The 24482-nt window shown below is 36.0% G+C and carries 31 protein-coding genes and 2 tRNA genes; 21 read left to right on the top strand and 12 right to left on the bottom strand.

Annotated elements, in window-relative coordinates; genetic code table 11:
- Window positions 1-7 precede the first annotated feature (7 nt).
- From rpl4p to MMJJ_RS06405, 4 genes are read left to right on the top strand one after another with little or no spacing between them, the layout of a single operon-like run.
- Window positions 8-766, top strand: coding sequence for a 50S ribosomal protein L4 (rpl4p, locus tag MMJJ_RS06420; RefSeq protein ID WP_011171488.1), 759 nt, complete (start codon window positions 8-10; stop codon window positions 764-766).
- Window positions 767-787: 21 nt separating this feature from the next.
- On the top strand, window positions 788-1048 hold the full coding sequence (locus MMJJ_RS06415) for a 50S ribosomal protein L23 (RefSeq protein ID WP_011171489.1): 261 nt from the start codon (window positions 788-790) through the stop codon (window positions 1046-1048).
- Between the two features lie 40 nt (window positions 1049-1088).
- Window positions 1089-1811, top strand: a complete 723-nt coding sequence (locus MMJJ_RS06410) for a 50S ribosomal protein L2 (protein WP_011171490.1) — start codon at window positions 1089-1091, stop codon at window positions 1809-1811.
- A 38-nt stretch (window positions 1812-1849) separates the two neighbouring features.
- On the top strand, window positions 1850-2335 hold the full coding sequence (locus MMJJ_RS06405) for a 30S ribosomal protein S19 (RefSeq protein ID WP_011171491.1): 486 nt from the start codon (window positions 1850-1852) through the stop codon (window positions 2333-2335).
- A gap of 85 nt (window positions 2336-2420) precedes the next feature.
- On the opposite strand, the gene MMJJ_RS06400 is transcribed toward MMJJ_RS06405, so the two are convergent.
- The gene (locus tag MMJJ_RS06400) at window positions 2421-2993 is read right to left on the bottom strand and encodes a FumA C-terminus/TtdB family hydratase beta subunit (RefSeq protein WP_104838139.1); all 573 of its coding nucleotides are present in this window, start codon (window positions 2991-2993) and stop codon (window positions 2421-2423) included.
- 77 nt (window positions 2994-3070) lie between these two features.
- Between MMJJ_RS06400 and MMJJ_RS06395 the strand changes: the two genes are divergently transcribed.
- Both MMJJ_RS06395 and npdG read left to right on the top strand, forming a co-directional pair.
- Window positions 3071-3877, top strand: coding sequence for a sugar phosphate isomerase/epimerase family protein (locus MMJJ_RS06395; protein ID WP_104838138.1), 807 nt, complete (start codon window positions 3071-3073; stop codon window positions 3875-3877).
- Window positions 3878-3898: 21 nt separating this feature from the next.
- On the top strand, window positions 3899-4570 hold the full coding sequence (gene npdG, locus MMJJ_RS06390) for an NADPH-dependent F420 reductase (RefSeq protein WP_104838137.1): 672 nt from the start codon (window positions 3899-3901) through the stop codon (window positions 4568-4570).
- Here npdG and MMJJ_RS06385 read toward each other — a convergent pair.
- The 4 genes from MMJJ_RS06385 to MMJJ_RS06370 form a co-directional block, all read right to left on the bottom strand.
- Entirely contained in the window at window positions 4567-4788 is a 222-nt protein-coding gene (locus MMJJ_RS06385) for a hypothetical protein (protein WP_104838136.1), read from the bottom strand. The two genes, npdG and MMJJ_RS06385, sit on opposite strands and share 4 nt — an antisense overlap.
- A 137-nt stretch (window positions 4789-4925) precedes the next feature.
- A complete protein-coding gene (locus MMJJ_RS06380; protein WP_104838135.1) occupies window positions 4926-6278 on the bottom strand; it encodes a signal recognition particle protein Srp54 in 1353 nt (450 codons plus the stop codon).
- Window positions 6279-6304: 26 nt separating this feature from the next.
- Window positions 6305-6862, bottom strand: a complete 558-nt coding sequence (locus MMJJ_RS06375) for a UbiX family flavin prenyltransferase (RefSeq protein WP_104838134.1) — start codon at window positions 6860-6862, stop codon at window positions 6305-6307.
- Between the two features lie 159 nt (window positions 6863-7021).
- Window positions 7022-7106: transfer RNA gene (locus MMJJ_RS06370), tRNA-Leu, on the bottom strand.
- A gap of 129 nt (window positions 7107-7235) precedes the next feature.
- Here MMJJ_RS06370 and MMJJ_RS09320 point away from each other — a divergent pair.
- A tRNA-Met gene (locus MMJJ_RS09320) sits at window positions 7236-7350 on the top strand.
- A gap of 74 nt (window positions 7351-7424) precedes the next feature.
- On the opposite strand, the gene mmp10 is transcribed toward MMJJ_RS09320, so the two are convergent.
- Window positions 7425-8735, bottom strand: a complete 1311-nt coding sequence (mmp10, locus tag MMJJ_RS06365) for a methyl coenzyme M reductase-arginine methyltransferase Mmp10 (RefSeq protein ID WP_104838133.1) — start codon at window positions 8733-8735, stop codon at window positions 7425-7427.
- Window positions 8736-8994: 259 nt separating this feature from the next.
- Here mmp10 and mcrB point away from each other — a divergent pair, with 259 nt between their 5' ends.
- The 13 genes from mcrB to mtrH all read left to right on the top strand — a co-directional run bounded on the left by mcrB (window position 8995) and on the right by mtrH (window position 19718).
- Window positions 8995-10326, top strand: a complete 1332-nt coding sequence (gene mcrB, locus MMJJ_RS06360) for a coenzyme-B sulfoethylthiotransferase subunit beta (RefSeq protein WP_104838132.1) — start codon at window positions 8995-8997, stop codon at window positions 10324-10326.
- An 11-nt stretch (window positions 10327-10337) separates the two neighbouring features.
- Window positions 10338-10817, top strand: coding sequence for a methyl-coenzyme M reductase operon protein D (gene mcrD, locus MMJJ_RS06355; RefSeq protein ID WP_104838131.1), 480 nt, complete (start codon window positions 10338-10340; stop codon window positions 10815-10817).
- Window positions 10818-10825: 8 nt separating this feature from the next.
- Window positions 10826-11422 (top strand): methyl-coenzyme M reductase I operon protein C, encoded by a 597-nt coding sequence (gene mcrC, locus MMJJ_RS06350; protein WP_011171501.1) that lies wholly within the window; start codon window positions 10826-10828, stop codon window positions 11420-11422.
- Between the two features lie 9 nt (window positions 11423-11431).
- Complete coding sequence (gene mcrG / locus MMJJ_RS06345; protein ID WP_104838130.1) at window positions 11432-12214, top strand: coenzyme-B sulfoethylthiotransferase subunit gamma; 783 nt, start codon at window positions 11432-11434, stop codon at window positions 12212-12214.
- Window positions 12215-12261: 47 nt separating this feature from the next.
- Complete coding sequence (mcrA, locus tag MMJJ_RS06340; protein WP_104838129.1) at window positions 12262-13923, top strand: coenzyme-B sulfoethylthiotransferase subunit alpha; 1662 nt, start codon at window positions 12262-12264, stop codon at window positions 13921-13923.
- 267 nt (window positions 13924-14190) lie between these two features.
- Window positions 14191-15090 carry a tetrahydromethanopterin S-methyltransferase subunit E gene (gene mtrE / locus MMJJ_RS06335; protein ID WP_011171504.1) on the top strand — a complete coding sequence of 300 codons (900 nt, stop codon included), beginning with the start codon at window positions 14191-14193 and terminating at the stop codon, window positions 15088-15090.
- A 26-nt stretch (window positions 15091-15116) separates the two neighbouring features.
- The gene (mtrD, locus tag MMJJ_RS06330) at window positions 15117-15824 is read left to right on the top strand and encodes a tetrahydromethanopterin S-methyltransferase subunit D (protein ID WP_011171505.1); all 708 of its coding nucleotides are present in this window, start codon (window positions 15117-15119) and stop codon (window positions 15822-15824) included.
- Between the two features lie 36 nt (window positions 15825-15860).
- Window positions 15861-16649, top strand: coding sequence for a tetrahydromethanopterin S-methyltransferase subunit MtrC (gene mtrC, locus MMJJ_RS06325; RefSeq protein WP_104838128.1), 789 nt, complete (start codon window positions 15861-15863; stop codon window positions 16647-16649).
- A 10-nt stretch (window positions 16650-16659) separates the two neighbouring features.
- Window positions 16660-16986 carry a tetrahydromethanopterin S-methyltransferase subunit B gene (locus tag MMJJ_RS06320; protein ID WP_011171507.1) on the top strand — a complete coding sequence of 109 codons (327 nt, stop codon included), beginning with the start codon at window positions 16660-16662 and terminating at the stop codon, window positions 16984-16986.
- Window positions 16987-17007: 21 nt separating this feature from the next.
- Window positions 17008-17727: a tetrahydromethanopterin S-methyltransferase subunit A gene (gene mtrA / locus MMJJ_RS06315; protein ID WP_013999872.1), complete on the top strand. Its 720-nt coding sequence runs from the start codon at window positions 17008-17010 to the stop codon at window positions 17725-17727.
- 16 nt (window positions 17728-17743) lie between these two features.
- Window positions 17744-18505, top strand: a complete 762-nt coding sequence (gene mtrA / locus MMJJ_RS06310; RefSeq protein WP_104838127.1) for a tetrahydromethanopterin S-methyltransferase subunit A — start codon at window positions 17744-17746, stop codon at window positions 18503-18505.
- 4 nt (window positions 18506-18509) lie between these two features.
- Complete coding sequence (mtrG, locus tag MMJJ_RS06305) at window positions 18510-18734, top strand: tetrahydromethanopterin S-methyltransferase subunit MtrG (protein ID WP_011171510.1); 225 nt, start codon at window positions 18510-18512, stop codon at window positions 18732-18734.
- A gap of 24 nt (window positions 18735-18758) precedes the next feature.
- Window positions 18759-19718 (top strand): tetrahydromethanopterin S-methyltransferase subunit H, encoded by a 960-nt coding sequence (gene mtrH / locus MMJJ_RS06300; protein WP_104838126.1) that lies wholly within the window; start codon window positions 18759-18761, stop codon window positions 19716-19718.
- A gap of 86 nt (window positions 19719-19804) precedes the next feature.
- Here mtrH and MMJJ_RS06295 read toward each other — a convergent pair whose 3' ends face one another.
- The 4 genes from MMJJ_RS06295 to MMJJ_RS06280 are packed head-to-tail and all read right to left on the bottom strand — an operon-like array spanning window position 19805 to window position 22334.
- Complete coding sequence (locus MMJJ_RS06295; RefSeq protein ID WP_104838125.1) at window positions 19805-20338, bottom strand: DUF2096 family protein; 534 nt, start codon at window positions 20336-20338, stop codon at window positions 19805-19807.
- On the bottom strand, window positions 20316-20624 hold the full coding sequence (locus MMJJ_RS06290; RefSeq protein ID WP_013999876.1) for a DUF749 domain-containing protein: 309 nt from the start codon (window positions 20622-20624) through the stop codon (window positions 20316-20318). The genes MMJJ_RS06295 and MMJJ_RS06290 overlap by 23 nt, the downstream gene beginning before the upstream one ends.
- Before the next feature lie 10 nt (window positions 20625-20634).
- Window positions 20635-21390 carry a TatD family hydrolase gene (locus MMJJ_RS06285; RefSeq protein ID WP_104838124.1) on the bottom strand — a complete coding sequence of 252 codons (756 nt, stop codon included), beginning with the start codon at window positions 21388-21390 and terminating at the stop codon, window positions 20635-20637.
- An 8-nt stretch (window positions 21391-21398) separates the two neighbouring features.
- Window positions 21399-22334, bottom strand: a complete 936-nt coding sequence (locus tag MMJJ_RS06280) for a nucleoside recognition domain-containing protein (RefSeq protein ID WP_104838123.1) — start codon at window positions 22332-22334, stop codon at window positions 21399-21401.
- Between the two features lie 88 nt (window positions 22335-22422).
- Here MMJJ_RS06280 and MMJJ_RS06275 point away from each other — a divergent pair, with 88 nt between their 5' ends.
- Window positions 22423-22719 carry a hypothetical protein gene (locus MMJJ_RS06275; RefSeq protein ID WP_104838122.1) on the top strand — a complete coding sequence of 99 codons (297 nt, stop codon included), beginning with the start codon at window positions 22423-22425 and terminating at the stop codon, window positions 22717-22719.
- 11 nt (window positions 22720-22730) lie between these two features.
- Here MMJJ_RS06275 and bioD read toward each other — a convergent pair whose 3' ends face one another.
- Together bioD and MMJJ_RS06265 are read right to left on the bottom strand one after the other, a co-directional pair.
- Window positions 22731-23303, bottom strand: coding sequence for a dethiobiotin synthase (gene bioD / locus MMJJ_RS06270; protein ID WP_104838121.1), 573 nt, complete (start codon window positions 23301-23303; stop codon window positions 22731-22733).
- 62 nt (window positions 23304-23365) lie between these two features.
- Window positions 23366-24478: an aminotransferase class I/II-fold pyridoxal phosphate-dependent enzyme gene (locus MMJJ_RS06265; RefSeq protein WP_104838120.1), complete on the bottom strand. Its 1113-nt coding sequence runs from the start codon at window positions 24476-24478 to the stop codon at window positions 23366-23368.
- Between the last annotated feature and the right edge of the window lie 4 nt (window positions 24479-24482).

Below are 24482 nucleotides of genomic sequence, written 5' to 3'. Positions count from 1 at the left end.
TTAAATTATGAATGTTAAAGTTTACAATTTAGATGGTTCTGAAAAGGGAGATATTGAATTACCCGCTGTATTTGAAGCAGAATACAGGCCTGATTTAATTAAAAGGGCAGTAATCTCATCATTAACCGCAAAATTACAACCAAAAGGTTGCGATGCATTTGCAGGATACAGAACTTCAGCAAAATCAATCGGAAAAGGACACGGTAAAGCTAGAGTTAGAAGAACCGCACAAGGTGCTGGTGCATTCGTACCCCAAGCAGTTGGTGGAAGAAGAGCTCACCCTCCTAAAGTTGAAAAAATCTTATTCGAAAGAATAAACAGAAAAGAAAAATTAAAAGCATTAGCAAGTGCTATTGCAGCTTCAGCAAACCCTGAAATCGTTTCAGCAAGAGGCCACAAAATTGAAGGTGTTCCTTCATTACCTTTGGTTGTTAACGCAGAATTTGAGAGCCTTGTTAAAACAAAAGAAGTTTTAGAAGTTTTCAAAACTTTAAAATTAGATGCTGACTTAGAAAGAGCTAAAGACGGCGTTAAAATTAGAGCAGGAAGGGGAAAATTAAGAGGAAGAAAATACATAAAACCAAAAAGTGTTTTGGTTGTTGTAGGCGATGCATGTGAAGCAATTACTGCATCAAGAAACCTCGCAGGTGTAGATGTAATTACAGCTAACGATTTAAGCGCAATACACATTGCACCAGGAACAATGGCTGGAAGATTAACACTCTGGACTGAAAATGCCATTGAAAAAATAAACGGAAGATTTTAAGCTCAATACGAGGTGAATGGCATGGATGCCTTTGATGTTATAAAAACACCAATCGTTAGTGAAAAAACAATGAAACTCATTGAAGAAGAAAACAGATTGGTATTTTACGTTGAAAGAAAAGCAACAAAAGCAGACGTTAGAGCAGCAATTAAAGAATTGTTCGATGCTGAAGTTGCAGACATAAACACAAGCATTACTCCAAAAGGAAAGAAAAAAGCATACATTACGTTGAAAGATGAATACAACGCTGGAGAAGTAGCTGCAAGCTTAGGAATCTACTAATTCGATTTAAGAAAACACTATTAAATAATATGGTGATATAATGGGTAAAAGACTGATTTCCCAGAATAGAGGACGAGGGACTCCGAAATACAGATCCCCCACTCATAAAAGAAAAGGTGCAGTTAAATACAGAAGTTACGACGAAATGGAAAAAGACGGAAAAATCCTCGGAACTGTTATTGATATATTACACGACCCTGGAAGATCTGCACCTGTAGCAAAAGTAAAATTTGCTAATGATGAAGAAAGATTAGTGTTAATTCCAGAAGGAATTCAAGTTGGGGAAGAGATTGAATGCGGTATCAGCGCAGAAATCAAACCTGGAAACGTTTTACCACTTGGAGAAATCCCAGAAGGTATTCCAGTATACAACATTGAAACCATCCCTGGAGATGGCGGTAAATTAGTAAGATCTGGTGGATGCTACGCACACGTTATTTCCCACGATGTTGGAAAAACTATCGTAAGATTACCTTCAGGTTTTTCAAAAGTATTGAACCCTGCATGCAGAGCAACAGTTGGTGTTGTAGCAGGTGGTGGAAGAAAAGAAAAACCATTTGTTAAAGCAGGTAAAAAATACCATTCATTAAGCGCTAAAGCTGTTGCATGGCCAAAAGTTAGAGGTGTTGCAATGAACGCTGTAGATCACCCTTACGGTGGTGGAAGACACCAGCACATAGGAAAACCTTCAAGCGTTTCAAGACATACATCCCCAGGTAGAAAAGTAGGACATATCGCTTCAAGAAGAACCGGTAAACGATAATAACTTAAGCTATCTCTTTAAATTTTAAAGGTGAAAACATGGCCAGACAAAAAAAGTATAGTGGCAAAGGTGGCGCCAGAAAGAAAAATAAACAAAAACAAAATGTGGCACCAAGAAGAAGAGTAGAATTTAAATACAAAGGCTTCAGTTTGGAAGAACTTCAAGAGATGCCTATCAAAAAATTCATGGAAATTGTTCCTTCAAGACAAAGAAGAACAATGGCCAGAGGAATCACTCCTAAACAAAGAAAATTAGTTATGAAAATCAAAAAAGCTAGAAGATTAACAAACAGAGGCAAAGATGCAAGAGTTATAAGAACTCACTGCAGAGACTTTGTTATTACTCCTGAAATGATTGGATTAACATTTGGTATCTACAACGGTAAAGAATTCAAAGAAATTAAATTAGTTGAAGAAACCGTTGGAAGATTCTTAGGAGAAATGGCTCCAACAAGAGGCGTTGTTCAACACGGTTCACCAGGTATGGGTGCAACAAGAGGTTCAATGTTCGTTCCAATTAAATAATTGGAATCCAAAATCTCTTTTTTTACTTTGGGAAAATTAATTTGTATATTTAGATTAATGAAATTAATATCTGTTTTAAAAAAAATTATAAGTTTTTGAGAATATTTTCTAAATTTTTATCGACATCTTCGTTAACTTTAGAATATAAACTATTTCCGTGAGAATCCATTGCTACAATTAATGGTCCAAAATTTTCAACACTTAATTCCCAGAACGCTTCTGGCATTCCAAGTTCAAGATGATAAACGTTTTTTACTTCATTAATCGAATCTGCCAAAAGTGCCGCACAACCCCCCGGGGCTGCAAGGTATACTACACCGAATTCTTCAAAAGTCTTCAAAAGCTTATCATCCATGCCACCTTTTCCAACAATTGCTGAAATATTTGTAATTCTTATGAAGTCTTCCTCGAGTCCATTCATTCGAGCAGATGTTGTCGGCCCAATGGCAACACATTTCCAAGTTTCATTTTCCTTTTTCATTATGGGGCCTGCATGATAAATTACCCCATTTTCAAGGTTTATTGGAGGTTTTTTTTCCCCTATTGTTGTTATATGTGCTTCATCTCTTCCGGTACAGATATCACCGCTTAAGTATACAATATCTCCAACTTTAAGTTTTCTAACGTCTTCCTTTGAAAGGGGTGTTTTTAATTGCACGCTATCACCAGAATAAAAACTAATTAATAGATAGAACGCTTTTATTATATTAATAGATAAAGCGGGGAGAGATAGTCATGAAATATGGGATATCATCTTTAGTATTTTTACCAGAAACTCTGCAGTCCTCAATGGAAAAAGTTGCAGCAAACTCATTTGACTGCTGGGAAATTGTTTCTGAAGGAAGTCATCAGTTAAATCCTAAAAATATAAAATATTTAAGAAATTTAAGAGAAGAATACGATGTTGATTTGGTAATTCACGCACCGTTTTCAGATTTAAATCCTGCATCAATGAATAGAGATGTTAGAAACTTAACAACAAACAGTGTCATTGAAGCAATTGAAGGTGCTTTTGAACTAGATGCAAACGTTGTTACGGTTCACCCTGGATATTTACCGCCACTTTGGTCTGACTATACAAAAGAAATATTGGATAACAATTTTTCTTCATTAAATGATATAGTTGAAATGGCAGAAGACTACGAAGTAATGATTGGTTTAGAAAACATGCCAAATTACCCTGGAGTTTTGGGAGTTTCCATTGAATCATTAAAAGACATTATAAAAGATATCAACTCAAAGTACCTTGGAATTACCTTTGATATTGGTCACGCAAATACTGCAACCAAAAACCCTGAAAATTTCGTAAAAGAGTTAAATAAAATTGGAAAAGGAATTGTCCACTGTCATATTCACGATAATCAAGGAATTGAAGACGAACATGCATTAATTGGTGCTGGAAACATTGACTTTTTAAAAATTTTGAGCGAATTGAAAATTATTAATTACGATAATGTTTTATCTTTTGAATCTAAAAGTATACGAGATGCGGTAAACAGCAGGGAAACGATAAACAAATATCTATCAATGCTTGAAAAATAAAATAAATTAAAAGGTGTGATTATGAAGATTGCGATACTTGGTGGAACAGGAGATCAAGGATTTGGCCTTGCACTTAGATTTTCAAAAAATCATGAAATATTGATCGGATCAAGAAAAGCTGAAAAAGCCATTGAAGCTTCCGAAAATGCTTTGAAAATAATTTCAGATAAAGGATATTCTGCAGATATTAAAGGAATGACCAACCTTGAAGCTTCAAAATTAGCAGATGTAGTTATTGTATCATTGCCCTTTGAATATACAATTTCCACAATAAAAGAATTAAAAGAAGCTTTAAAAGGAAAAATTGTTGTATCAATTGGAGTTCCACTTGCAACAGCAATCGGAGACAAACCAACAAGAGTTATTGCATGCCCTCAAGGGTCAGTTGCAGAATTAATCCAAGAAATGCTTCCAGAATCAAAAGTTGTCAGCGGATTTCAAAACATCTGCTCAAAATGTTTAGAAGATTTAGATTGCGAAGTTGCATGCGATGTTTTAATTGCAGGAAATGACAACGATGCTAAGAAAGTGATTGTTGAACTTGCAAGCGAAATTCCAGGAGTTAGAGGAATTGATGCTGGAAAATTAGAAATTTCAAAATTTATAGAACAAATTACACCATTATTAATACAGTTAAACATAAAATACAAATTAAAAGGTGCTGGAATCCACATTACTGGATTAAACCTTTAATATCGAATTACCATTCCTTTTTTCCAAAAAACAATCGACATTATTGCAAACAATAATCCTAAAAACCTGAGAGTATTTGCCATTATTAATATCATCTGGTTTATAACGGGGTTGTTGACAAGTTCCGGCAGTAATATAGCAGGTATTCCTTGCAATAAAAAAGCAATGATGAATAATGCCACGCTTGTTATTAACGAATCATTTACTGTAAATCTCATTTTATCTCCAAAAAAACTTATATCGAACTTAACCCGACATTTATCTACCCAAAATTAGCCTAGATCAAAAACGCATTTTTATTATTTAATTGTTTTCGTGAAACTGATACTAAAAAAAGTAATAATTGTTTTTTAAGTTAATCCTTATACATTAACTGCCTCATGATCTGGCCCATCTGTCCGCCCATTTTTGGCATTTTTCCGCGCTTCAAATTTCCAAACGCATTTTTAGTCGTTGAATAGTATTTTAAAAGATCCTTTATTTCTTCCTGTTTTACTCCTGCCCCTTTTGCAATTCTTTGAAGCCTTGAAGTTTTTATAAGTTCAGGATTTTCTTTTTCTTCCATTGTCATTGAGTCCATCATGATCTTGTATCTTTTTAATTTAGCTTCCGTTAACTGTGCAGCTTCTTTTGGCATGTTTCCGCCCATTCCAGGAATCATGCTTAAAATCTGTTTCATAGGACCCATTTTGGATATTGTCTCAAGCTGTGCATAAAGCTCGATTAATGTAAATTTACCCTTTAAGATAGAATCAATACTTTCTTCCGTTGATTCGTCCATTATATCTTCAGTTTTCTCTAAAAGGGAATCTAAATCTCCCAATCCAAGAATTCTGGAGATGAATTTTTTTGGGTCGAACTGTTCTAAATTATCAACCCCTTCACCAGTTCCAATAAATTTAATTGGAGCATTTATTTCTGCAACAGCACTCAACGCACCACCACCTTTTGCAGAACCATCTAATTTTGTAACCAAAATACTTCCAATTTCTGAAACGGATTCTTTGAATGCTTTTGCTTGATTTTTAGCCTGCTGACCTAAAGTTCCATCAATTACAAGGATTATCTCATTTGGATTCGTTAAATCTTTCATTTCTTTCATTTCAGCTAAAAGACCTTCTTCTTCCTTGTGCCTACCTGCTGTATCGATGATTACAACATCTACTTTTTTTAGTTTTTCCATTCCTTCTTTAGTGATTTCTACAGGTGTTTTTGTTCTTGTTTCGTCACCAAATAGTGGAACATTTATTTTTTCAGAAAGCTGTTTTAACTGCTGGTATGCTGCAGGCCTGTAAACATCTGCTGCAATTAATCCGGGTCTTAAACCTTTTTTCTGAATATATCTTGCAAGTTTTGCAGCACTCGTTGTTTTACCACTTCCCTGAATACCAATAAGTAAAATTACAGATTTTTTTGAAGGGTCAAGCTCTAATTTTTGAGTGGTTTCACCAAGTAATTTTACGAGTTCATCGTAAACAATCTTTACAATGTGTTCTTTTTTTGAAAGTCCCTTTGGAGGCGCTTCGTCGATAGCTTTTCTCTCAATTTCCTTACTCATGTTAAATACTAATTTCACGTTGACGTCGGACTGGATTAAAGCCTTTTGAATATCTTTAATTACTTCTTTTACGAGTTTTTTATCGACAAAAGTAGCGTTTTTAAGTTTGTTTAGTGCATCAGAGAGATTCTGGCCTAATTTATCAAGCATATTTTCACCAAGTTATTAGCAGGTAATTATTCTCCCCATCTCTTAAATATTTTATTTTCAATTTTTAAATTGTCCAAAATTCTTCCAACAACAAAGTTCACTAGATCATCTATTGTTTTTGGATCGTTGTAAAATCCGGGAGCAGGTGGAATTATTGAAACTCCCAAATGTGATAGTTTTGTCATATTTTCAAGATGGATTGTACTAAATGGCATTTCTCTTGGAACGATTATTAAATCCCTTCGCTCTTTTAATGAAATATCACAGACTCTTCCAATTAAATTATCGCTGTATCCTGTTGCTATTGATGACAACGACTTCATAGAACATGGAACTACCACTGCTGCTTTAAATTTATGAGAACCTGATGCCACAGGTGCAAAAAAGTTATCGTTTTCATAGTTGTTGTCGGCAAGTTTTTTAAATTCGTCAATTTCCATTTTAAGTTCGTGTTTGATTATTTTTTTAGCAGAATTTGAGATTATCAGCGATGTTTTAATATTTTCTTCTTTTAAAACTTCTAAAAGCCGTTTTGAATAAATTACACCGCTAGCTCCGGTAATACATACTATTATCTCATCCATATTATCCCTTCGATGATTATAATAAAAATATTCTTCCGACTTTTATATATAGAATGGTGTAAAAATTAAAAAATTTAGATAAAATAATATTAGTATAGATTATGAAAAAATCATTTTTAAAATAAACTTTATAAAAAACGCATTTTGTTTTAAAAAATATGCGAGGGAAGGGATTCGAACCCTCGAACTCCTATGAGACTAGGCCCTCAACCTAGCGCCTTTAACCAGGCTTGGCAACCCTCGCACAGTGAACCTTTGAAAAGTGCTTATTCAATTAAGCATAGTGTAGTTTTGTATTTCAGTATATAAAACTTTCTACAAAAACTATATATATTTGTTCTGCTTACTTTAAGATGCTTTGATGAAGCACATTGCCGAGGTGGCTTAGGCTGGTTATAGCGCTCGGCTCATACGGAAATTCCTAAGGGGTTCTTCCCCTTGGGTCCTGGGAAACCGAGAGGTCGGGGGTTCAAGTCCCCCCCTCGGCATTTTTCTTTTTGGATAAATTAATTTGTATATCTAAATTTATAATTATATTTAATTATAAAAAAAATTAAAAAAATTAAACAGGATTTCCAAAGAAATTTATTTTTTCAATTAATTCATTAAATGCATTTACTTCAAATTCTATTGCTTCTTCTTTGGTGAAAATTCCTGAAACTTCGCCATCCATTGTTAATTTATCAATTCCCTTTAAAACTATTCTTTTCATTCCATCTTTTGTAAAAATATCTTCTGCATCTCTTTCGTGAACAAGTGCATTTACAGGATAAAGTACAGTATCAGTTACTTGTGATAAATCAACTGTTTCAAGGTCTGTTTTTGTAATTAAATCTGCAATATCTTTGTTTACAGATATAACCTTTATCGGCGTGTTTTCGAAAATTTTGCTTAAATATATATAAGAAACATTTCCGGTAATTATCGTTGCTTGTGCTTTAATTTTAGCCCTGAGTTCATTCAAAATTTCCTCTTCGTGACAAATTGCGAATGGCGTGTTTGTTATTGGGTCATATACTGGAGTTCCAGAAATTCTTACGCTATTTCCAAATAATTCGTGCATTTCTTTTACCAAAGTCCCAAATTCTTCGACCGTATGAACAGGTATCTCTTCAATTAATGGTTCATTTCCAAAAATAAGTCCATTTTCAACATTATTTGCAAACCTCATCAGTATTACGGCATTCGCACCCCATGAAACGAGATCTGAAATAGTATTTTTTAATACTTCGCCATCATTCACCCCAGGAATTACGATTATCGCACAGTGGGTTTCACAATTCTCACAAAAATATTTTAAACATTCAAGAGATTGTTCTGGATTTTTATCATTCATCCATTCTTTTCTAAGATTGGGATCTGTAGAAAAAACAGAAAATGTGACTTCGTCTACACCGGAATCCACAAGATATTTTGCCGATTCGATACCTTTTAACCCCTTACCCGAAGTATAACCTAAGTGTATCTTTAAACCCATTTCATTGATTATTTTGCATAAATCCTCAAGATATGGGTAGTAACTAGTGTCTCCACCGCTTGTAATATTTACTTTTTCATATCTTTTGAATATTATCGCGTTCTGAACCTGTTCGATTGCAAAAGGTACGGGAATAAAGTTTCCATTGATTTCCCTTATCGAATTTGTACAGTAGTCGCATCCTATCTGGAATGTGCACTGCCCACAGCCTAAAGGTTCAGGATTATTAAAATTAACTTTCCTAAAGTAGCAAAATTTACAAAAACCGCCACAATTCTTTCCAGGTTCCCCTTTAAGGTCGATTAACAGCTGGGATTTGTCATTTGAATCGTTATTATCCGTATCTTCAAAGCCAAAACCCGCATCAATATTATTAAATCCAAACTTTTGGTTCATATTACCATCTTATTTAGCTTTATAAAAATAGTAATCAATAATAATCTATTAAAAACATCCGTTTTATCTCAACAATAGCAGGGTTAATTTCGATTTAACACAGTATTACGTACTAAAAATCGAGATATTTAACCTAATCTAAAACTTAATCGATGATGGAGAGTATATATATTTTTCTATTTGAGTTTAATGAAAACTTGAATATATATTCTTTCAGTAATGTTATGATGTATATATCAAAAAAATAGGAGTGGTTCCTATGGTAAAGTATGAAGATAAGATAAGTTTGTACGATGCGAAAGGAAACCTAGTAGCCGAAAATGTACCATTAGAAGCTATTAGCCCATTATACAACCCTACCATAAAAAGTATGGTAAAGAACATCAAAAGAACAGTTGCTGTGAACCTAGCTGGTATCGAAGGTACCTTAGCTGCAGGTAAAATCGGTGGAAAAGGCTGTCAAGTTCCAGGAAGAACTTTGGATATATCTGCAGTAAGCAATGCTCAAGCAATTGCTGACGAAGTAGAAAAAATCTTAAAAGTATCCGAAGACGACGATACAGCAGTAAAAATAATCAACGGTGGAAAACAGTTAGCTGTGCAAGTTCCAACCGCAAGATTGGAAGTAGCTGCAGAATACTCAGTATCCATGCTTTCAACTGCTATGGCATTAAAAGAAGCACTTATTAAAACATTCAACATCGACATGTTCGATGGTTCAACAGTGCACGCTGCAATTGTTGGTAACTACCCACAGGTTATGGATTACGCAGGCAGTAACATTGCATCACTCTTAGGTGCACCTTCAATGATGGAAGGTTTAGGTTACGCTTTAAGAAACATTCCAGTTAACCACGCAGTTGCTACAACCAAGAAAAACATGATGAACGCTATTGCATTCTCATCAGTTATGGAACAAACTGCAACATTCGAAATGGGTGACGCAGTAGGATCATTCGAAAGACAGCACTTACTTGGTTTAGCTTACCAAGGATTAAACGCTGATAACTTAGTTATTGACTTTATTAAAGCAAATGCAAAAGGAACTGTTGGTTCAGTTGTAGAAACAGTTATTGATAGAGCCATTGCTGACGGCGTAATCGTTGTTGACAAAACAATGAGCTCAGGATTCAACATGTACAAACCAGCTGACGTAAACAAATGGAATGCATACGCAGCAGCAGGATTAGTTGCAGCAGTTGCAGTAAGCTGTGGTGCAGCAAGAGCAGCACAGAACGTTGCTTCAGTTATTTTATACTTCAACGATATTTTAGAGTACGAAACTGGTTTACCTGGTGTTGACTACGGTAGATCAATGGGTACTGCAGTAGGATTCTCATTCTTCTCACACTCAATCTACGGTGGTGGTGGACCTGGTATCTTTAACGGTAACCACGTTGTAACCAGACACTCCAAAGGATTCGCAATTCCTCCAGTATGTGCAGCAATGTGTGCAGATGCAGGTACACAAATGTTCTCACCTGAACACACTTCAGGATTAGTTGGTTCAGTATACTCAGCATTTGATGAATTCAGAGAACCAATGAAATACGTAATTGAAGGAGCTTTAAGCATTAAAGACCAGTTTTAAGGTAATAAACGATGATTGAATTAGAAGTCTTCCCACATAGGTATTTAAAAGCAGAAACTACCGAAAAATTCCTGAACCGCGCTTATTCATTGAGTAAAGTTCAAAGAGTAGTCATACATGGAGAATCTCTTCCCAATAAAGTTGGATATGGTCCAGCTAAAGGAACTCCTGTAAATCACTCGGAAAAAAGGGAAATTACTGTTAAGGGAGTCCCTGTAGAACTCATGCTTCAAGTTGGAAGGTTATGGGTTTTACTGGATGATGAAAGCGAAATTGAAAAAATCGAAGAAATCTGTAAGGATCTTTTCCCATTTGGATACCGGTTAACAAAGGGTAAATTCTTAAGGAACGACCCTACAGTATCGGATTTCATAAAATACGGGGAATCTGCTGTTGATGATATCGACAAAAGATTATTAGGTGCAACTGACCCCAGAAGTAAGTTTGATTCTTCTGTCACAATTATCCCAAAGAGCGAAAAAAACGAGTAAGTGATTTTATGCCAGTAGGTAGAAAAGAGCAGATCGTTGATTGTAGGGCTGTTATGGGTCTTGGTGAAGGAGGCGGACTTGCACAAAGAGGAACATTTGCAGAAGGGCTACGTAACGACGTGGTTGTTGTTGCAATGTCTCCAGGGAGAAGGCACATTACAAAACCCGTGTGCGAAATTACCTATGGAATAAGGGAAGCGGGAATTCAGACCAGCGTTCTTGTATTAGATGCAGGAGGGGGAATTCCGTCAGATGCTCCACAAGGAAGTTTGGGTTCCACTTTTGGACTTAAACCCGAAGAAGCTAAACAAGTTAATAGGCATAAATTATGTGTAATACATTTTGGAAATGTAAAAAGCCACATAATTTACAAAGCTAGATTATTCTTAAAATACGTGGATATTCCTACAATAATTGTTTGCCAAACTCCAGTAGATATGGAAGATTTCGCAGCAATTGGAATAAAAACGAAAAATGTAATGCCTTTGGAATCAAAAACTGAAGGTAAAATCGTTGAAATTATTACTGGCGTAATAAGAGGAGAATCAGCTCCTCAAAAAAAAATTGATGAAATCATTGAAAGCATAAAAAAACATTTAGGTTAAGGTGATCTTATGGCATACACGCCTCAGTTCTACCCTGGTGCAACAAAAGTTGCTGAAAACAGACGAAATCACTTGAATCCAAACTATGAATTGGAAAAATTAAGAGAAATCCCTGATGAAGATGTTGTAAAAATCATGGGACACAGACAACCTGGTGAAGACTACAAAACAGTTCACCCTCCACTTGAAGAAATGGACTTCGTAGAAGACTACGCAAGAGACTTAGTAGAACCATTAAACGGTGCTAAAGAAGGACACAGAGTTAGATACATTCAGTTTGCTGACTCAATGTACTTTGCTCCTGCTCAACCATACGACAGATCAAGATCATACATGTCAAGATTAAGAGGAGTAGACGCAGGTACACTCTCAGGAAGGCAAGTTGTTGAATGTAGAGAAAGTGACCTTGAAGAATTCTCCAAAAACATACTCATGGATACAGAACTCTTTGACCCTGCTACATCAGGTATGAGAGGTGCAACCGTACACGGACACTCATTAAGATTAGACGAAAACGGTATGATGTTTGATGCACTCCAAAGATGTGTATTCGACGAAAAAACCGGACACGTTATGTACGTAAAAGATCAGGTGGGAAAACCACTCGATGCACCTGTTGACGTTGGAGAACCAATCCCTGAAGCAAAATTAAGAGAAATTACAACCATCTACAGAAACGATGGTGTTGCAATGAGAGCAGATCCTGACGTTATCGAAGTTGTAAAAAGAATTCACAGAGCAAGAACACTCGGTGGATACATCCCTACAAACGAAACATTCAAAGGATTATAATTAAATTTTAAATTAAAAAAAACCTCTTAAACCATTGAGGTGAACTTATGGAAGCTGAAAAAAGATTATTTTTGAAAGCCTTAAAGGAAAAATTCGAAGAAGACCCTAAAGAAAAGTACACAAAATTCTATACTTTTGGCGGTTGGGAACAATCTGCTAGAAAAAGAGAATTTGTTGAAGCTAATGAAAAAATAGTAGCTGAAAAAAGACAAGGAATCCCACTCTACAACCCAGATATTGGTGTTCCTCTAGGACAGAGAAAATTAATGCCTTACAAATTGTCAAACACTGACGACTACTGTGAAGGTGACGATTTACACTTCTTAAACAACGCTGCTATCCAACAATTATGGGACGATATCAGAAGAACTGTTATTGTAGGTATGGACACTGCTCACTCAGTTTTAGAAAAAAGATTGGGTGTAGAAGTAACTCCTGAAACAATCAACGAATACATGCACACAATCAACCACTCCCTTCCAGGAGGAGCTGTTGTTCAGGAACACATGGTTGAAGTTCACCCTTCCCTTGCATGGGACTGTTACGCTAGAATCTTCACCGGTGACGATGAATTAGCTGACGAATTAGACAGCAGATTCTTAATCGACATCAACAAATTATTCCCTGAAGAACAAGCTGAAACATTAAAAGCTGCAATTGGTAAAAAAACATACCAAGTATCAAGAGTTCCATCACTCGTAGGTAGAGTATGTGACGGTGGTACAATCTCAAGATGGTCTGCAATGCAGATCGGAATGTCATTCATTACCGCATACAAACTTTGTGCAGGGGAAGCTGCAACAGCTGACTTCTCATACGCTTCAAAACACGCTGATGTAATTCAGATGGGTAATGCTTTACCAGGAAGAAGAGCAAGAGGTCCAAACGAACCAGGAGGAATCAGATTCGGTATTCTCTCCGATGTTGTACAAACAACAAGAGTTTCAGAAGACCCAGTTGAACAATCATTAGAAGTAGTAGCAACAGGTGCTGCTTTATATGACCAAATCTGGCTCGGTGCATACATGTCTGGTGGTATAGGATTCACTCAATACGCTACCGCATCATACACCGACGATATCTTAGATGACTTCTCATACTACGCACTCGACTACGTTGAGAAAAAATACGGTAGAATGGGAACAAAAGCTACAATGGATGTAGTAGAAGATGTTGCTGGAGAAGTTACACTCTACGCATTAGAACAGTACGATGACTACCCAGCATTATTAGAAGACCACTTCGGTGGATCACAAAGAGCTGCAGTTGCTGCTGCTGCATCAGGTATTGGTGTATGTATGGCAACAGGAAACTCAAACGCTGGTGTAAACGGCTGGTACTTATCACAAATCTTACACAAAGAATACCACAGCAGACTCGGATTCTACGGTTACGACTTGCAGGACCAGTGTGGTGCTTCAAACTCACTCGCAATCAGAAACGACGAAGCTGCACCTCTTGAATTAAGAGGACCTAACTACCCTAACTACGCGATGAACGTAGGTCACCAGGGAGAATACGCAGGTATTGCACAAGCTGCTCACTCTGCAAGAGGAGACGCATTTGCACTTAACCCATTGGTAAAAGTTGCATTCGCTGACCCAATGCTCGTATTCGATTTCTCCAAACCTAGAAAAGAAATTGCTAGGGGAGCATTAAGAGAATTCGAAGCTGCAGGAGAAAGAGACGTTATCTTACCTGCTAAATAAATTCTATAATTTAAGGGAGCCACTTGGCTTCCTTTTTTTATACTTATTATATATTGTTTCATAATCGTTAACAATATAGATTAATTAAAATATACTTTAATTAAATTAAAGAAAATATTAGACGTTATTCGATGAAAAACGGAATACAAAGTAATATATATCATATAACAAGATAATAACTGAATAGCTAACGGCATAGATATATCTCTAGGCTTAAAAAGCCAATAAAGGCATAGCTAACAGTCCCTTATATTGTGAGGTGAAATAATGGATCCAACATTGATTTCTCTGGGGGCATTGGCCCTAGCAGGAGCAGCTGCGACTGTTTCTGGTTGTGCTGAAGACTTGGAATCCGACGTCGGTTCACAGTCCAACCCTAACTCTCAGGTTCAATTAGGTCCGCAAATGGGCAATATTCACAGATACTTCAACAAGGCTATATCTGGGGAACCTGTATCATACGGTTTGTATGTTGCAGTTGCAGGTACCATTGCTTGGGCACTAATAAACGCAGGATTAAACGTTGTTTTAGCGATAATCGTGGGTGCAGGTGTTGCTGCAATCGTACACGGTGCTTACTCAGTTAGTGCATTCCTTGGAAGAACTGTAGGTCAGTCCAAAAAGTTCGGACAACCTGTTTACATGGATGTTCTTACATCACACATAGGTCCAATCGTAGGACACGGATTTATAGCTGTTTTCACAATGACTCTTGCTGCATATTTAGCAACAACGGCATTAGGAAACCCATTCCCATTACCATTGGTTTCATTGATCTTCGGTATTACTGTAGGTGCTATCGGTTCATCAACTGGTGACGTTCACTACGGTGCTGAAAGAGAATACCAAAAATACCCATTCGGTGGCGGTATCCCTGTTGCTAACCAAGGTGACATCGATATTTACGCAGAATATGGGGTAAGAAATGGTTTAGATTCTTCATACTTCTGTTCAAGATTTGGTGGTCCACTTACAGGATTATGCTTTGGTTTAATTATCTTCCTCGATGGCTGGAGAAGCATTCTCGGTAACATCATCGGTGGAGACTTAGTAACAAAAACATCAATCGCACTTTTAGTAGGTCTCTTAGTAGTGGCCGTTGCAGCAGTTATCAACAGGAAACTCGAGGTATATGCTAGAAACAAATACGGACCATACAGAAATTAATTAAAATAAGGAAGATTGGTGATATTATGGATGCTACAAGCTTTATATTACCTCTTGCGGAAATAACCATTGCGGGAGCGATTATCAACGCAAGTGTTCACTTCGTTCCAGTAGGTGGTGCTCCAGCAGCGATGGCTACTTCAACAGGGGTAGGTACAGGTACAACACAGTTAGCAGCAGGTGCAGGTTTTACTGGACTCTTAGCTGCAGCTGCAATGGCTTCACAAGCAGGTGTTTCACTGTCTAATCCAGTTCACATGTTATTAATCATGTTATCTGGTGCTGTCGGTGCAATGATCATGTTAGGTCTTACAATGTTAATTGGTCAGATTATCTATGTATACGGTATTGGTATCGTCCCTGCAGCAGATAAATGTGAAAAAGACCCTATTACAGGAGATATTCAAAAACCATACATTACACCAGGTACAACAGGACACGGTATTCCAACCGTTTGTTTCGTAAGTGGTACAATTGGTGCAGCACTTGGTGGTCTTGGTGGTGCTCTTGCATACATCGCACTCCAGCAGTTAGGATTTGCTGCAGCTATTGCAGGTGTATTGGCAGTTGGATTCTTCTTCATGAACGCAGTATTAGCTTCATACAATATTGGTGGTACAATCGAAGGATTCCACGACCCTAAATTTAAGAAAATGCCAAACGGAGTTATTGCTTCATTTGTTTCTTCATTAATCGCAGGAGCAGTATTAATTGGAATGGCTATGGGACTTTAAGTCTGCATGGTTTTCAAAAATATTTGAGGTGTAATTATGTCACATGGTGGTGGAGGACACGCAGCAGAGCTTTTTCCTGAAGATCAGGTTTTAGCTATCGGCGCTGTATTATCAATCATCGGAATGTACGTTGCACAATTTGTTCCGTCATTAGCTATGCTCATTGGTGGGTTATTAGCTGCGGGCGCTTGTGTTGCAGGTGCAAACACTACAAGAAGAGTAGCCGCTTACGGATTAGGTACAGGTGTTCCATCAATTGGAATGGTAAGTTTAGGTATGGGTACAATTTCAGCATTGGCAGGTGTTTTAATACCTTCAGCATTTGGACTCCCAGTACTTGCTACACCAATCCTTGCTGCAGTAATCGCAGTAATTGTTGGATTTATTGTTGGTAAATTAACACAAAATCCAGTAGGAATGAAAGTACCAATTATCGTTTCAAGTATGACTAAACTCTCATTAATGGGTGCTTTAGCAATTTTAGGATTCTGTACTGCATTTGCAGGCGGATTTTCAGCTGATTTAATTATTAATGGTGCAATCAACAACGGAGTTATTGCATTGGCATTTATTGCAGCAGGTATGTCAATTTTACACCCATTCAACGCATGTATCGGCCCAGATGAAAGCCACAAGAGAACAATTACTCTTGCAGTTGCATGTGGATTGATGGCATGGTTGATATTCTCAATTGCAAAATTAGACATAGTTTCAATAGTAGTAGCTGCAATCTTCTGGTTATACACTTACGGATCATTCGTAAAAATGTCACTTGGTGACGCTTGCGAAGTTAAATATGTACCAGAATTGCCTAAGAAAGAGTAAGGTGGTATAGATGGATATCGTCAAAGTATGTCCTGAACTTCACATAGTAATGGACGTAGACTCAGGTTTAATAGCCGAAATGAGAAAAGACATTCTCGTTGTAGATTTACACCCTGTTGAAGACGAAATAAACAAATTAGCACAATACGCAAAAGCATTAGAAAACTCGCTTGATCCAAGAAACACACCTATGAAAGCATACGCTGGAAGGGAAGGAACTTACAAACTTGCAGGTATGTTCCAAGGAATGTTCTTTGGTTTCTGGGTAACAATGGCAGTTCTTGTGCTTGTAACTATATTGGCTGTTAAAATGAATCTAAGCCTAATAGGGTTGTAATCTGAATAGGAGGTGCAGACAATGGCAGATAAAAAAGCCCCAGCAGCAGGATGGCCTGTTGCTAACGGTGAATACGTAGTGGGTAACCCTGAAAGCTGTGTTGCAGTAGTTACACTCGGTTCCCACGGTTTGGACCAGGCTGCAATTGACGCTGGTGCAGCTATTTCAGGACCATGCCACACAGAAAACTTAGGAATTGAAAAAGTTGTTGCAAACTACATTTCAAACCCGAACATTAGATTTATGGTAATTACTGGATCAGAAGTTCAAGGACACATTACTGGACAATGTATCAAAGCATTATATGAAAACGGAATTGGTGACGATGGTGGTATCATCGGAGCTAAAGGAGCTATTCCTTTCATGGAAAATGTAGGAACAGAACCAGTTGGAAGACTTCAAAGCCAAATCGTTGAATGCATTGATTTAATCGATGTTGAAGACACTGGAAAAATTTCAGATGCAATCAAAAACTGTATCTCAAAAGACCCAGGAGCATTTGAAGAAGATCCTATGGTTATTGAATTAGAAGGTGGCGCAGCTGCTGCTGGTGAAGAATCCACTTCAATTAAACCTACTTCACCTGAAATGGCGTTATTAGAAGCTAGAATGAGAATTGTCTCCGAAAAAATGAATGAAGCTGCAATGATTGCTAAATTTAACTCAGGATACTACAACGGAAAAATCCAAGGTATTGCAATAGGATTGTTCCTTTCAATTGTGATATTCTCATTACTCTAAGGAGGAGGTGCAGACAATGGCAGATAAAAAAGCCCCCGCAGCAGGATGGCCTGTTGCTAACGGTGAATACGTAGTGGGTAACCCTGAAAGCTGTGTTGCAGTAGTTACACTCGGTTCCCACGGTTTGGACCAGGCTGCAATTGACGCTGGTGCAGCTATTTCAGGACCATGCCACACAGAAAACTTAGGAATTGAAAAAGTTGTTGCAAACTACATTTCAAACCCGAACATTAGATTTATGGTAATTACTGGATCAGAAGTTCAAGGACACATTACTGGACAATGTATCAAAGCATTATATGAAAACGGAATTGGTGACGATGGTGGTATCATCGGAGCTAAAGGAGCTATTCCTTTCATGGAAAATGTAGGAACAGAACCAGTTGGAAGACTTCAAAGCCAAATCGTTGAATGCATTGATTTAATCGATGTTGAAGACACTGGAAAAATTTCAGATGCAATCAAAAACTGTATCTCAAAAGACCCAGGAGCATTTGAAGAAGATCCTATGGTTATTGAATTAGAAGGTGGCGCAGCTGCTGCTGGTGAGGAAGAAGGAGGCCTCATGATTGAAGGTATCCCTACTGTAGCAGAGCCAGACATTGAATCAATGAAATCATTAAATGAAGCATTGGATTACAAAGTAGGATTGATGACAAGAGACATTGGATTAGCTTCCGGTGTTCAAACTGAAACCGTTACAGGATTAATGTACGGTTCAGTATTTGCTGTCGCATTAGTTGCAATCCCAATAGCTTTAAAATTCTTAATGGGGTGAGTAAATGTCTGAAATTCCAACAGTAGTCACACCAACAAAAGACTACAAAAGACTTCAAGCAAAACTCGATGAAATCGAAAACACCGTTGAAAATACCAACGCTGAAATAATCCAGAGAACCGGTAAAAAGGCAGGAAGAGACGTAGGTATTGCATACGGACTCGCAATAGGATTTATATTTGTATATGTTCTAGGAACCGTTTTACCATTATTTGACTTAATAAAATAAGAGAGCCTAAACAGAGGTGGAATAATGTTTAGATTTGACAAAGAACAAATGGTCATTGAGTTCGCTGGTGCAAAATTCGGTGGACAACCAGGAGAATACCCAACCGCATTATCAGGTACAATTTTCTATTCAAGACACAAAATTGTAGAAGATGCTAAAAAAGGTATCTTCGATAAAAAAGCTGCTGAAGCTTTAATCAACAAACAAGCTGAAATGCAAGACATCACAGGAAATTCAGCATTCGTGCAAGTTTTCGGTGGTACTGAAGAAGCTTTAGTTAACTACATTGATTTTGTTTCCGAAGTATGGGAGGGTCCAATGTTACTCGACTCAACATCCGGTAAAGCAAGAATGGCTGCTGCAAACAGAGCTACAGAAGCAGGATACGCAAACCAGTGTATCTACAACTCAATCAACGTTGCTGCAGAAGACGAAGAAATTGAAAACTTAACAAACAGTGATGTTGAAGCTTCAATCGTTTTATGTTTCGACCCAATGGACCCATCCGTTGGAGGTAAGTTAAACGTATTAAACGATGGTGGTAAAACAAAAGACATCGGTATGTTAGAACTTGCAGAAAAAGCAGGTATTAAATACCCACTCATCGACGTTGCAGTAACCCCAATGGGTAACGGTGCAGGTCACGCTGTTAGAGCTGCTTTCGCAGTTAAAGCAAAACTCGGTTTACCAGTAGGTAGCGGTATTCACAACGTACCTTCCGCATGGGACTGGCTTAGAGAATTCAGAAAAGGATTAAGAGAAGAAGGAAAAGATCAGATCGCAAAAGACGTACACCACGTATGTGACATTGGTGCAAACATTGTACAGACAATGACGTCAGGTGACTACGTTTTATACGGTCCAATCGACAATGCTGAACTTGCATTCCCTGCAGTTGCAATGACCGATATGATCATCGCAGAAACAGCAAAAGAAATGGGAACAGTGCCTGTTGCAGAACACCCATTAAACAAATTAATTTAATTAATTTGTTTCTTCTTTTATTTTTAGAAAATAATATTTATAAATTTAAATTTATGAGTTATAACATATAAAAAAAATAAAAAAAGTTAGTTATCCTGAAATTTCCAGATTACTGAAAAATCTTTTAATGCAGAAGTTATTCGCTCTTTTACCCCTTCTACAAGGATTTTTTGTTCATCATCCTGACTTAATTCAAATATTACTCCGTTATGTTCACTGAGTTCACCAAGAACCTCTATTTGAACTTCTACTGGCATAGTTATTCTTATTGTCTCAGAACCCTTTTTTCGTTTAACTTCAGTATTAAATGAAGTCTGTTTCAGTGGGAATTCAAGATTAATTTCATTTCGTAATGCCTGACCCATTTTGATCAGATATTCTTTTGAAGTACCAGGATCAGCTAATCCAAACAGTATTACTTGTATTTTAGAAATTTCTTTTTCAGCATCCCTTAAAACTTCAAAATCTGCGTGTTCATCAAGTAAATAGTAAGTAATGATGTTGTTTGCAATCCTGAGTTTTGAATAAACATCCTCAGGAAGTGGCCGAACTTTAGAAATCTTTGATGCCAGTTCGTTTAGTATTACCCATTGTTTATCAATCCCCTTGGCATCCTTCATTATTCATCCTCTCTACATATTTTTTAATTATTTCTTCTGAATTGTGGTTCAATACTGCACCGTATTTTTCCAGATCTGCCTTTATCTTCTCAATGTCAGTATCAGGATCTACAAAGTAAGCTTGGTAACTGGTAGTTCCTTCAATATTAAGTATTGCCACATTTTGATTTGGGTCAAGTTCCCTATCATCATGAGAAGCCCTAACACGAACAGTTCCCGAAACTTCGGAATTCAGTGCTTCTTCCACGGTTATAATCGATATCAATTTTGCAGTAAATTTTACCATCATATCACCCTCAGATACGATATAACCTCTTTGTGTTATTGTATATAATTTTAGTGATTTCATCTAAAGCGTATTCATCCTTTTTTAATTCCCATATCGTTTCAATAACTTTTATTACATTTTTTGGCTCGTTTTTCTCACCTTTTATAGGCGAAAGGTAGGGACTATCTGTTTCAACAACGACATTTTCGAGACCTAGATTTTTAACGAGATTTTTGTGGTGTTCTGAAAAGCATACCAGTGTAGAATATGAAATAAAATTACCGTTTTCGATTAGTTCTTTTGCAAGTTCTAGCGAACCGCTGTAGCAGTGATACATTGAAATCACGTCATTCTTTAAAATCTCGTAAGAACGCTCTTCCATGCCCCTTGCATGAATTACTACAGGCTTATTTACTTCTTCTGCAAGTTTTATGAACTTTTTAAATATATTTTCCTGCCTTTCAATATTTTCTGCATCAAAATCAAGCCCAATTTCCCCAACTGCTAAAATTTCTTTTTCTTTTGACTGAATAAAATTATAAACTTTTTCAATTGCATTATCATCCGCATTAACTCTTCCAGGGTGATATCCTAAAGTTACGTAAATTCCATATTTCTCTTTTAATTCAACTGCTCTCCTGCAGCTACCTAAATTTGTACCGCTTGTTACCATCTGCACTTTTTTGTCAAACGCCCTATTTACGATATCTTCACGATATTTATTGAGCGATTTATCTTCAACATGACAGTGTGAGTCGATATACTTAAAATCCGCTAAATTCATAAAAACACCTAAATCATAATTAAAAAACCTATTATCAGGATATCTAAAATTATTGTAACTCCTGAATTTAAAATTATTACTTTTGTACCCATTTTAGAACCAAATAATGAAAAATGAAGTGGAATCGAATGTTTTACCGATCTTGTAGAAAATGCCACAATATTTCCAAATATAAGGCCAATTAAAACTTCATTTTGAGTTAATGAGGCTTCATTTAAGAATGTTCCTGCCATCACCATTGCAGCTGAAACATTTATTATCTCTGTTATTGCCAAAATTCCAGTATTTGGATTTAAATTAAAAATATTCGTTACAGGCATTACAATTGTGGAAAAAACATCGAAAAATCCTATTTTTGACAAGTAAAGTACCAAAAACATTGAAATAAACATTATCGGAACAAATCTTCTTGCAAATTTAAATGTCTTTTCAAAAGGACTAATTTTATTATTTATTTTACTTCCACGGCTTTTTATTTTTCCAATATTTTTTCTTGAAATTATTAATAAAATGAATAATCCCAATATACTTTTTGTAAATGCAATCGAAAGCCTTAAAATTACATAAATTATTCCAGTATACCCTAAAATTGGTATTACTACAGGAATATAATACGTTAAAACGTGTGAGAGTACTGCAGGAAACGAATTTGCCAATGTTCCTGCCAAAACTTCTGTTTGTGTTAATTCTTTTTCAGTTATCCCATCTGCAAGCATGGTGTAACCAACAGTGGGGCTGAAAAAGGAAACGAGTATTGATGAAACTAAAAAGCTGTTTAAATTAAGTTTTTTGGTTACTGGGGATGCATAATTTGAAATTTTTTCCAAAAGCCCCCGATTCACAAAATAATTTACAATGTAAATGGTTAACAGTACAACTACAGAAATCCTCACAGTATACAAAAAAGAGCTGTAAAAAGCGCCTGCAATTAATGTACTATCCAAAGTATCACCGGGCAACCCAATAAATATAACTTTTGTGTAATCTTGATAATAATTATATATACCCATATATCATGTTGCTGGTTTTAAAATGATGATCAATAAAAAATGTAACGTAAATTACCTTAAAAAACAGTTAACCATAATTAAAGGAACTGAAAAGATAGAAATCGAATCTAAAATTGATGAAATTGGAGAAAAATGGCAAAAAATAATTGAAGAAACTAAAACAGATTTTGAAATTGATTTAATTCTAAATTTAATCGACATTCAAAAAGAAAAACTGGTATTTGAACTTTTTAAAAAAGAAATTTCCAAAAAAGATAGAGAATTACTACTTAACAAAATTTGCGAAATAAGAAAAAATTTAGAAAGTTTAAAAAAATAATTATTTTGAATTTAAAGCAATTTATCAATATTTATCGAGTAATCATCTTTATTTTTTACAACACCGATTATTTCAACGTGTCCAAACTCTTCAATTGCATTAAAAGTTTCTTCATAATACGGAATGTCTTTTAATTCGTCAATGCAGTTTATAATAACTCCTTTTACCAATATTCCTTTATTTCGCAAGTATTCAACTGATAGTATCGTGTGATTAATTGTTCCAAGGTCCGGCCTTGAAACCAAAACACAGGGTAAATTTAAATCTTTAATTAAATCTGCCATTAAATAATCTGATTTTATAGGAACGCATACTCCGCCAGCCCCTTCAACAATTAAATATTCGTGAGATTCTTTCAATTTTTGGAATGATTCTTTTATTTTGTCAATATCTATTTCAACATCTTCAACTGCTGCTGCGATATTTGGAGATAGCGGATTTTTTAAGTTTATTGGATTTAATACTGCCAAATCTTCGGAAAGTTCAAGTTCAGTTTTAGCATAAGTTGTATCTTCAACTCCCCCTGACTCGATAGGTTTTATATATCCAACATTTACACCTCGTCCTTTCAAAATCTTTCCCAAAATTACTGAAACATATGTTTTTCCAACTCCAGTATCTGTTCCCGTTACAAATAGCGTTTAAATCACCCATTTTTTATTTTTGAAATACATTCACACAAATATTCAAAATCTTCCTTTTTATTTTCTGCGGTTATACTCAGCCGTATTCTTTCAAAACCTCTTTTAACTGTGGGGTAGCGAATCCCAACACAGAATATTTTGTATTTTAAAAGTTCTTCTGAAATTTTTATCGAGTCTTTACCAAATATAAACGGATATATCGGAGTAATCTTTTCTTCTTCGATAAACCCTGATGATTTGAAAATTTTATTTGCAGTATTGATATTTTTGGATAATTTGGCAGTTAATTCACCAGATTTAATTAATTCAAAGGATTTAATACTTGCAGAAATTACTGCAGGAGGAAGAGCCGTTGAATAAATAAAACTTCGGGATGTGTTTATTAAATAATCGATTAATTCTTCGATTCCACATACAAATCCGCCGACCGTTCCGACTGCTTTTGAAAGGGTTCCAATTTGAATAATATTGTCCGTTGGTTTTATTTTAAAATGGTGAAGTGTTCCTTTTCCATTTCCTAAAACACCTGTTCCATGTGCATCATCAAGTATTAATACCGCGTTATATTCATCCGCTATTTTTTTTAATTCGTCTACTGGCGCAATATCTCCATCCATGCTGAAAACTGCATCAGATACAATAAATTTATTTTCGTAATTTCTGCTATTTTCTAAAATTTCTATTAACTCCTGCATGTTATTGTGGGAGTAAATTTTTTTGTCAGATCTTGAAAGTCTTATTCCATCAACTATGGATGCATGGTTTAATTCATCGCTTAATACCAAATCTCCTTTTTTACAGAGCGAACTTATAACACCTAAATTTGTACCATATCCTGAAGAATAAACTAATGATTTTTCAGTTTTCTTAAATTCAGAAATTGTTTCTTCAAGTTCTTCGTGGTTTATGTTTCCAGAAGTAAGCCTTGAGCCAGTTGCACCGGCCCCATAGTTCAGTCCATCATTGTATGCGTTAATTACTTCATTGTTTTTTGAAAGTCCCAAATAATCGTTTTTAGAAAAGTTTAAACGAATATTATCTTCTAATTTTAATTTTCGATATAGATTTTGATTTTTTATCAAATCAAGCTCTTTTTTTAAGTTTTCCCTAAACATAAAA

Origin of the sequence: Methanococcus maripaludis (genome assembly GCF_002945325.1) — an archaeon.
Lineage (GTDB): Archaea > AGJL01 > Methanococci > Methanococcales > Methanococcaceae > Methanococcus > Methanococcus maripaludis.
The sequence above is the reverse complement of the archived record's forward strand: the minus strand, read 5'-3'. Positions and strand labels throughout refer to the sequence as shown.

Excerpts from the sequence above, each read along its gene's own strand:
- mcrD (WP_104838131.1), top strand. The coding sequence starts at position 10,338 with ATGATTGAATTAGAAGTCTTCCCACATAGGTATTTAAAAGCAGAAACT.
- mcrC (WP_011171501.1), top strand. The coding sequence starts at position 10,826 with ATGCCAGTAGGTAGAAAAGAGCAGATCGTTGATTGTAGGGCTGTTATG.
- MMJJ_RS06380 (WP_104838135.1), bottom strand. The coding sequence starts at position 6,278 with ATGCTTGATAAATTAGGCCAGAATCTCTCTGATGCACTAAACAAACTT.
- mmp10 (WP_104838133.1), bottom strand. The coding sequence starts at position 8,735 with ATGAACCAAAAGTTTGGATTTAATAATATTGATGCGGGTTTTGGCTTT.
- mtrG (WP_011171510.1), top strand. The coding sequence starts at position 18,510 with ATGTCTGAAATTCCAACAGTAGTCACACCAACAAAAGACTACAAAAGA.
- MMJJ_RS06410 (WP_011171490.1), top strand. The coding sequence starts at position 1,089 with ATGGGTAAAAGACTGATTTCCCAGAATAGAGGACGAGGGACTCCGAAA.
- MMJJ_RS06290 (WP_013999876.1), bottom strand. The coding sequence starts at position 20,624 with ATGGTAAAATTTACTGCAAAATTGATATCGATTATAACCGTGGAAGAA.
- mcrB (WP_104838132.1), top strand. The coding sequence starts at position 8,995 with ATGGTAAAGTATGAAGATAAGATAAGTTTGTACGATGCGAAAGGAAAC.
- MMJJ_RS06320 (WP_011171507.1), top strand. The coding sequence starts at position 16,660 with ATGGATATCGTCAAAGTATGTCCTGAACTTCACATAGTAATGGACGTA.
- MMJJ_RS06405 (WP_011171491.1), top strand. The coding sequence starts at position 1,850 with ATGGCCAGACAAAAAAAGTATAGTGGCAAAGGTGGCGCCAGAAAGAAA.
- mtrA (WP_013999872.1), top strand. The coding sequence starts at position 17,008 with ATGGCAGATAAAAAAGCCCCAGCAGCAGGATGGCCTGTTGCTAACGGT.
- npdG (WP_104838137.1), top strand. The coding sequence starts at position 3,899 with ATGAAGATTGCGATACTTGGTGGAACAGGAGATCAAGGATTTGGCCTT.
- MMJJ_RS06395 (WP_104838138.1), top strand. The coding sequence starts at position 3,071 with ATGAAATATGGGATATCATCTTTAGTATTTTTACCAGAAACTCTGCAG.
- rpl4p (WP_011171488.1), top strand. The coding sequence starts at position 8 with ATGAATGTTAAAGTTTACAATTTAGATGGTTCTGAAAAGGGAGATATT.
- mtrA (WP_104838127.1), top strand. The coding sequence starts at position 17,744 with ATGGCAGATAAAAAAGCCCCCGCAGCAGGATGGCCTGTTGCTAACGGT.
- MMJJ_RS06285 (WP_104838124.1), bottom strand. The coding sequence starts at position 21,390 with ATGAATTTAGCGGATTTTAAGTATATCGACTCACACTGTCATGTTGAA.
- MMJJ_RS06375 (WP_104838134.1), bottom strand. The coding sequence starts at position 6,862 with ATGGATGAGATAATAGTATGTATTACCGGAGCTAGCGGTGTAATTTAT.
- mtrH (WP_104838126.1), top strand. The coding sequence starts at position 18,759 with ATGTTTAGATTTGACAAAGAACAAATGGTCATTGAGTTCGCTGGTGCA.
- MMJJ_RS06385 (WP_104838136.1), bottom strand. The coding sequence starts at position 4,788 with ATGAGATTTACAGTAAATGATTCGTTAATAACAAGCGTGGCATTATTC.
- MMJJ_RS06415 (WP_011171489.1), top strand. The coding sequence starts at position 788 with ATGGATGCCTTTGATGTTATAAAAACACCAATCGTTAGTGAAAAAACA.
- mcrG (WP_104838130.1), top strand. The coding sequence starts at position 11,432 with ATGGCATACACGCCTCAGTTCTACCCTGGTGCAACAAAAGTTGCTGAA.
- MMJJ_RS06295 (WP_104838125.1), bottom strand. The coding sequence starts at position 20,338 with ATGAAGGATGCCAAGGGGATTGATAAACAATGGGTAATACTAAACGAA.
- mtrE (WP_011171504.1), top strand. The coding sequence starts at position 14,191 with ATGGATCCAACATTGATTTCTCTGGGGGCATTGGCCCTAGCAGGAGCA.
- MMJJ_RS06275 (WP_104838122.1), top strand. The coding sequence starts at position 22,423 with ATGATGATCAATAAAAAATGTAACGTAAATTACCTTAAAAAACAGTTA.
- mtrC (WP_104838128.1), top strand. The coding sequence starts at position 15,861 with ATGTCACATGGTGGTGGAGGACACGCAGCAGAGCTTTTTCCTGAAGAT.
- mcrA (WP_104838129.1), top strand. The coding sequence starts at position 12,262 with ATGGAAGCTGAAAAAAGATTATTTTTGAAAGCCTTAAAGGAAAAATTC.
- mtrD (WP_011171505.1), top strand. The coding sequence starts at position 15,117 with ATGGATGCTACAAGCTTTATATTACCTCTTGCGGAAATAACCATTGCG.
- MMJJ_RS06265 (WP_104838120.1), bottom strand. The coding sequence starts at position 24,478 with ATGTTTAGGGAAAACTTAAAAAAAGAGCTTGATTTGATAAAAAATCAA.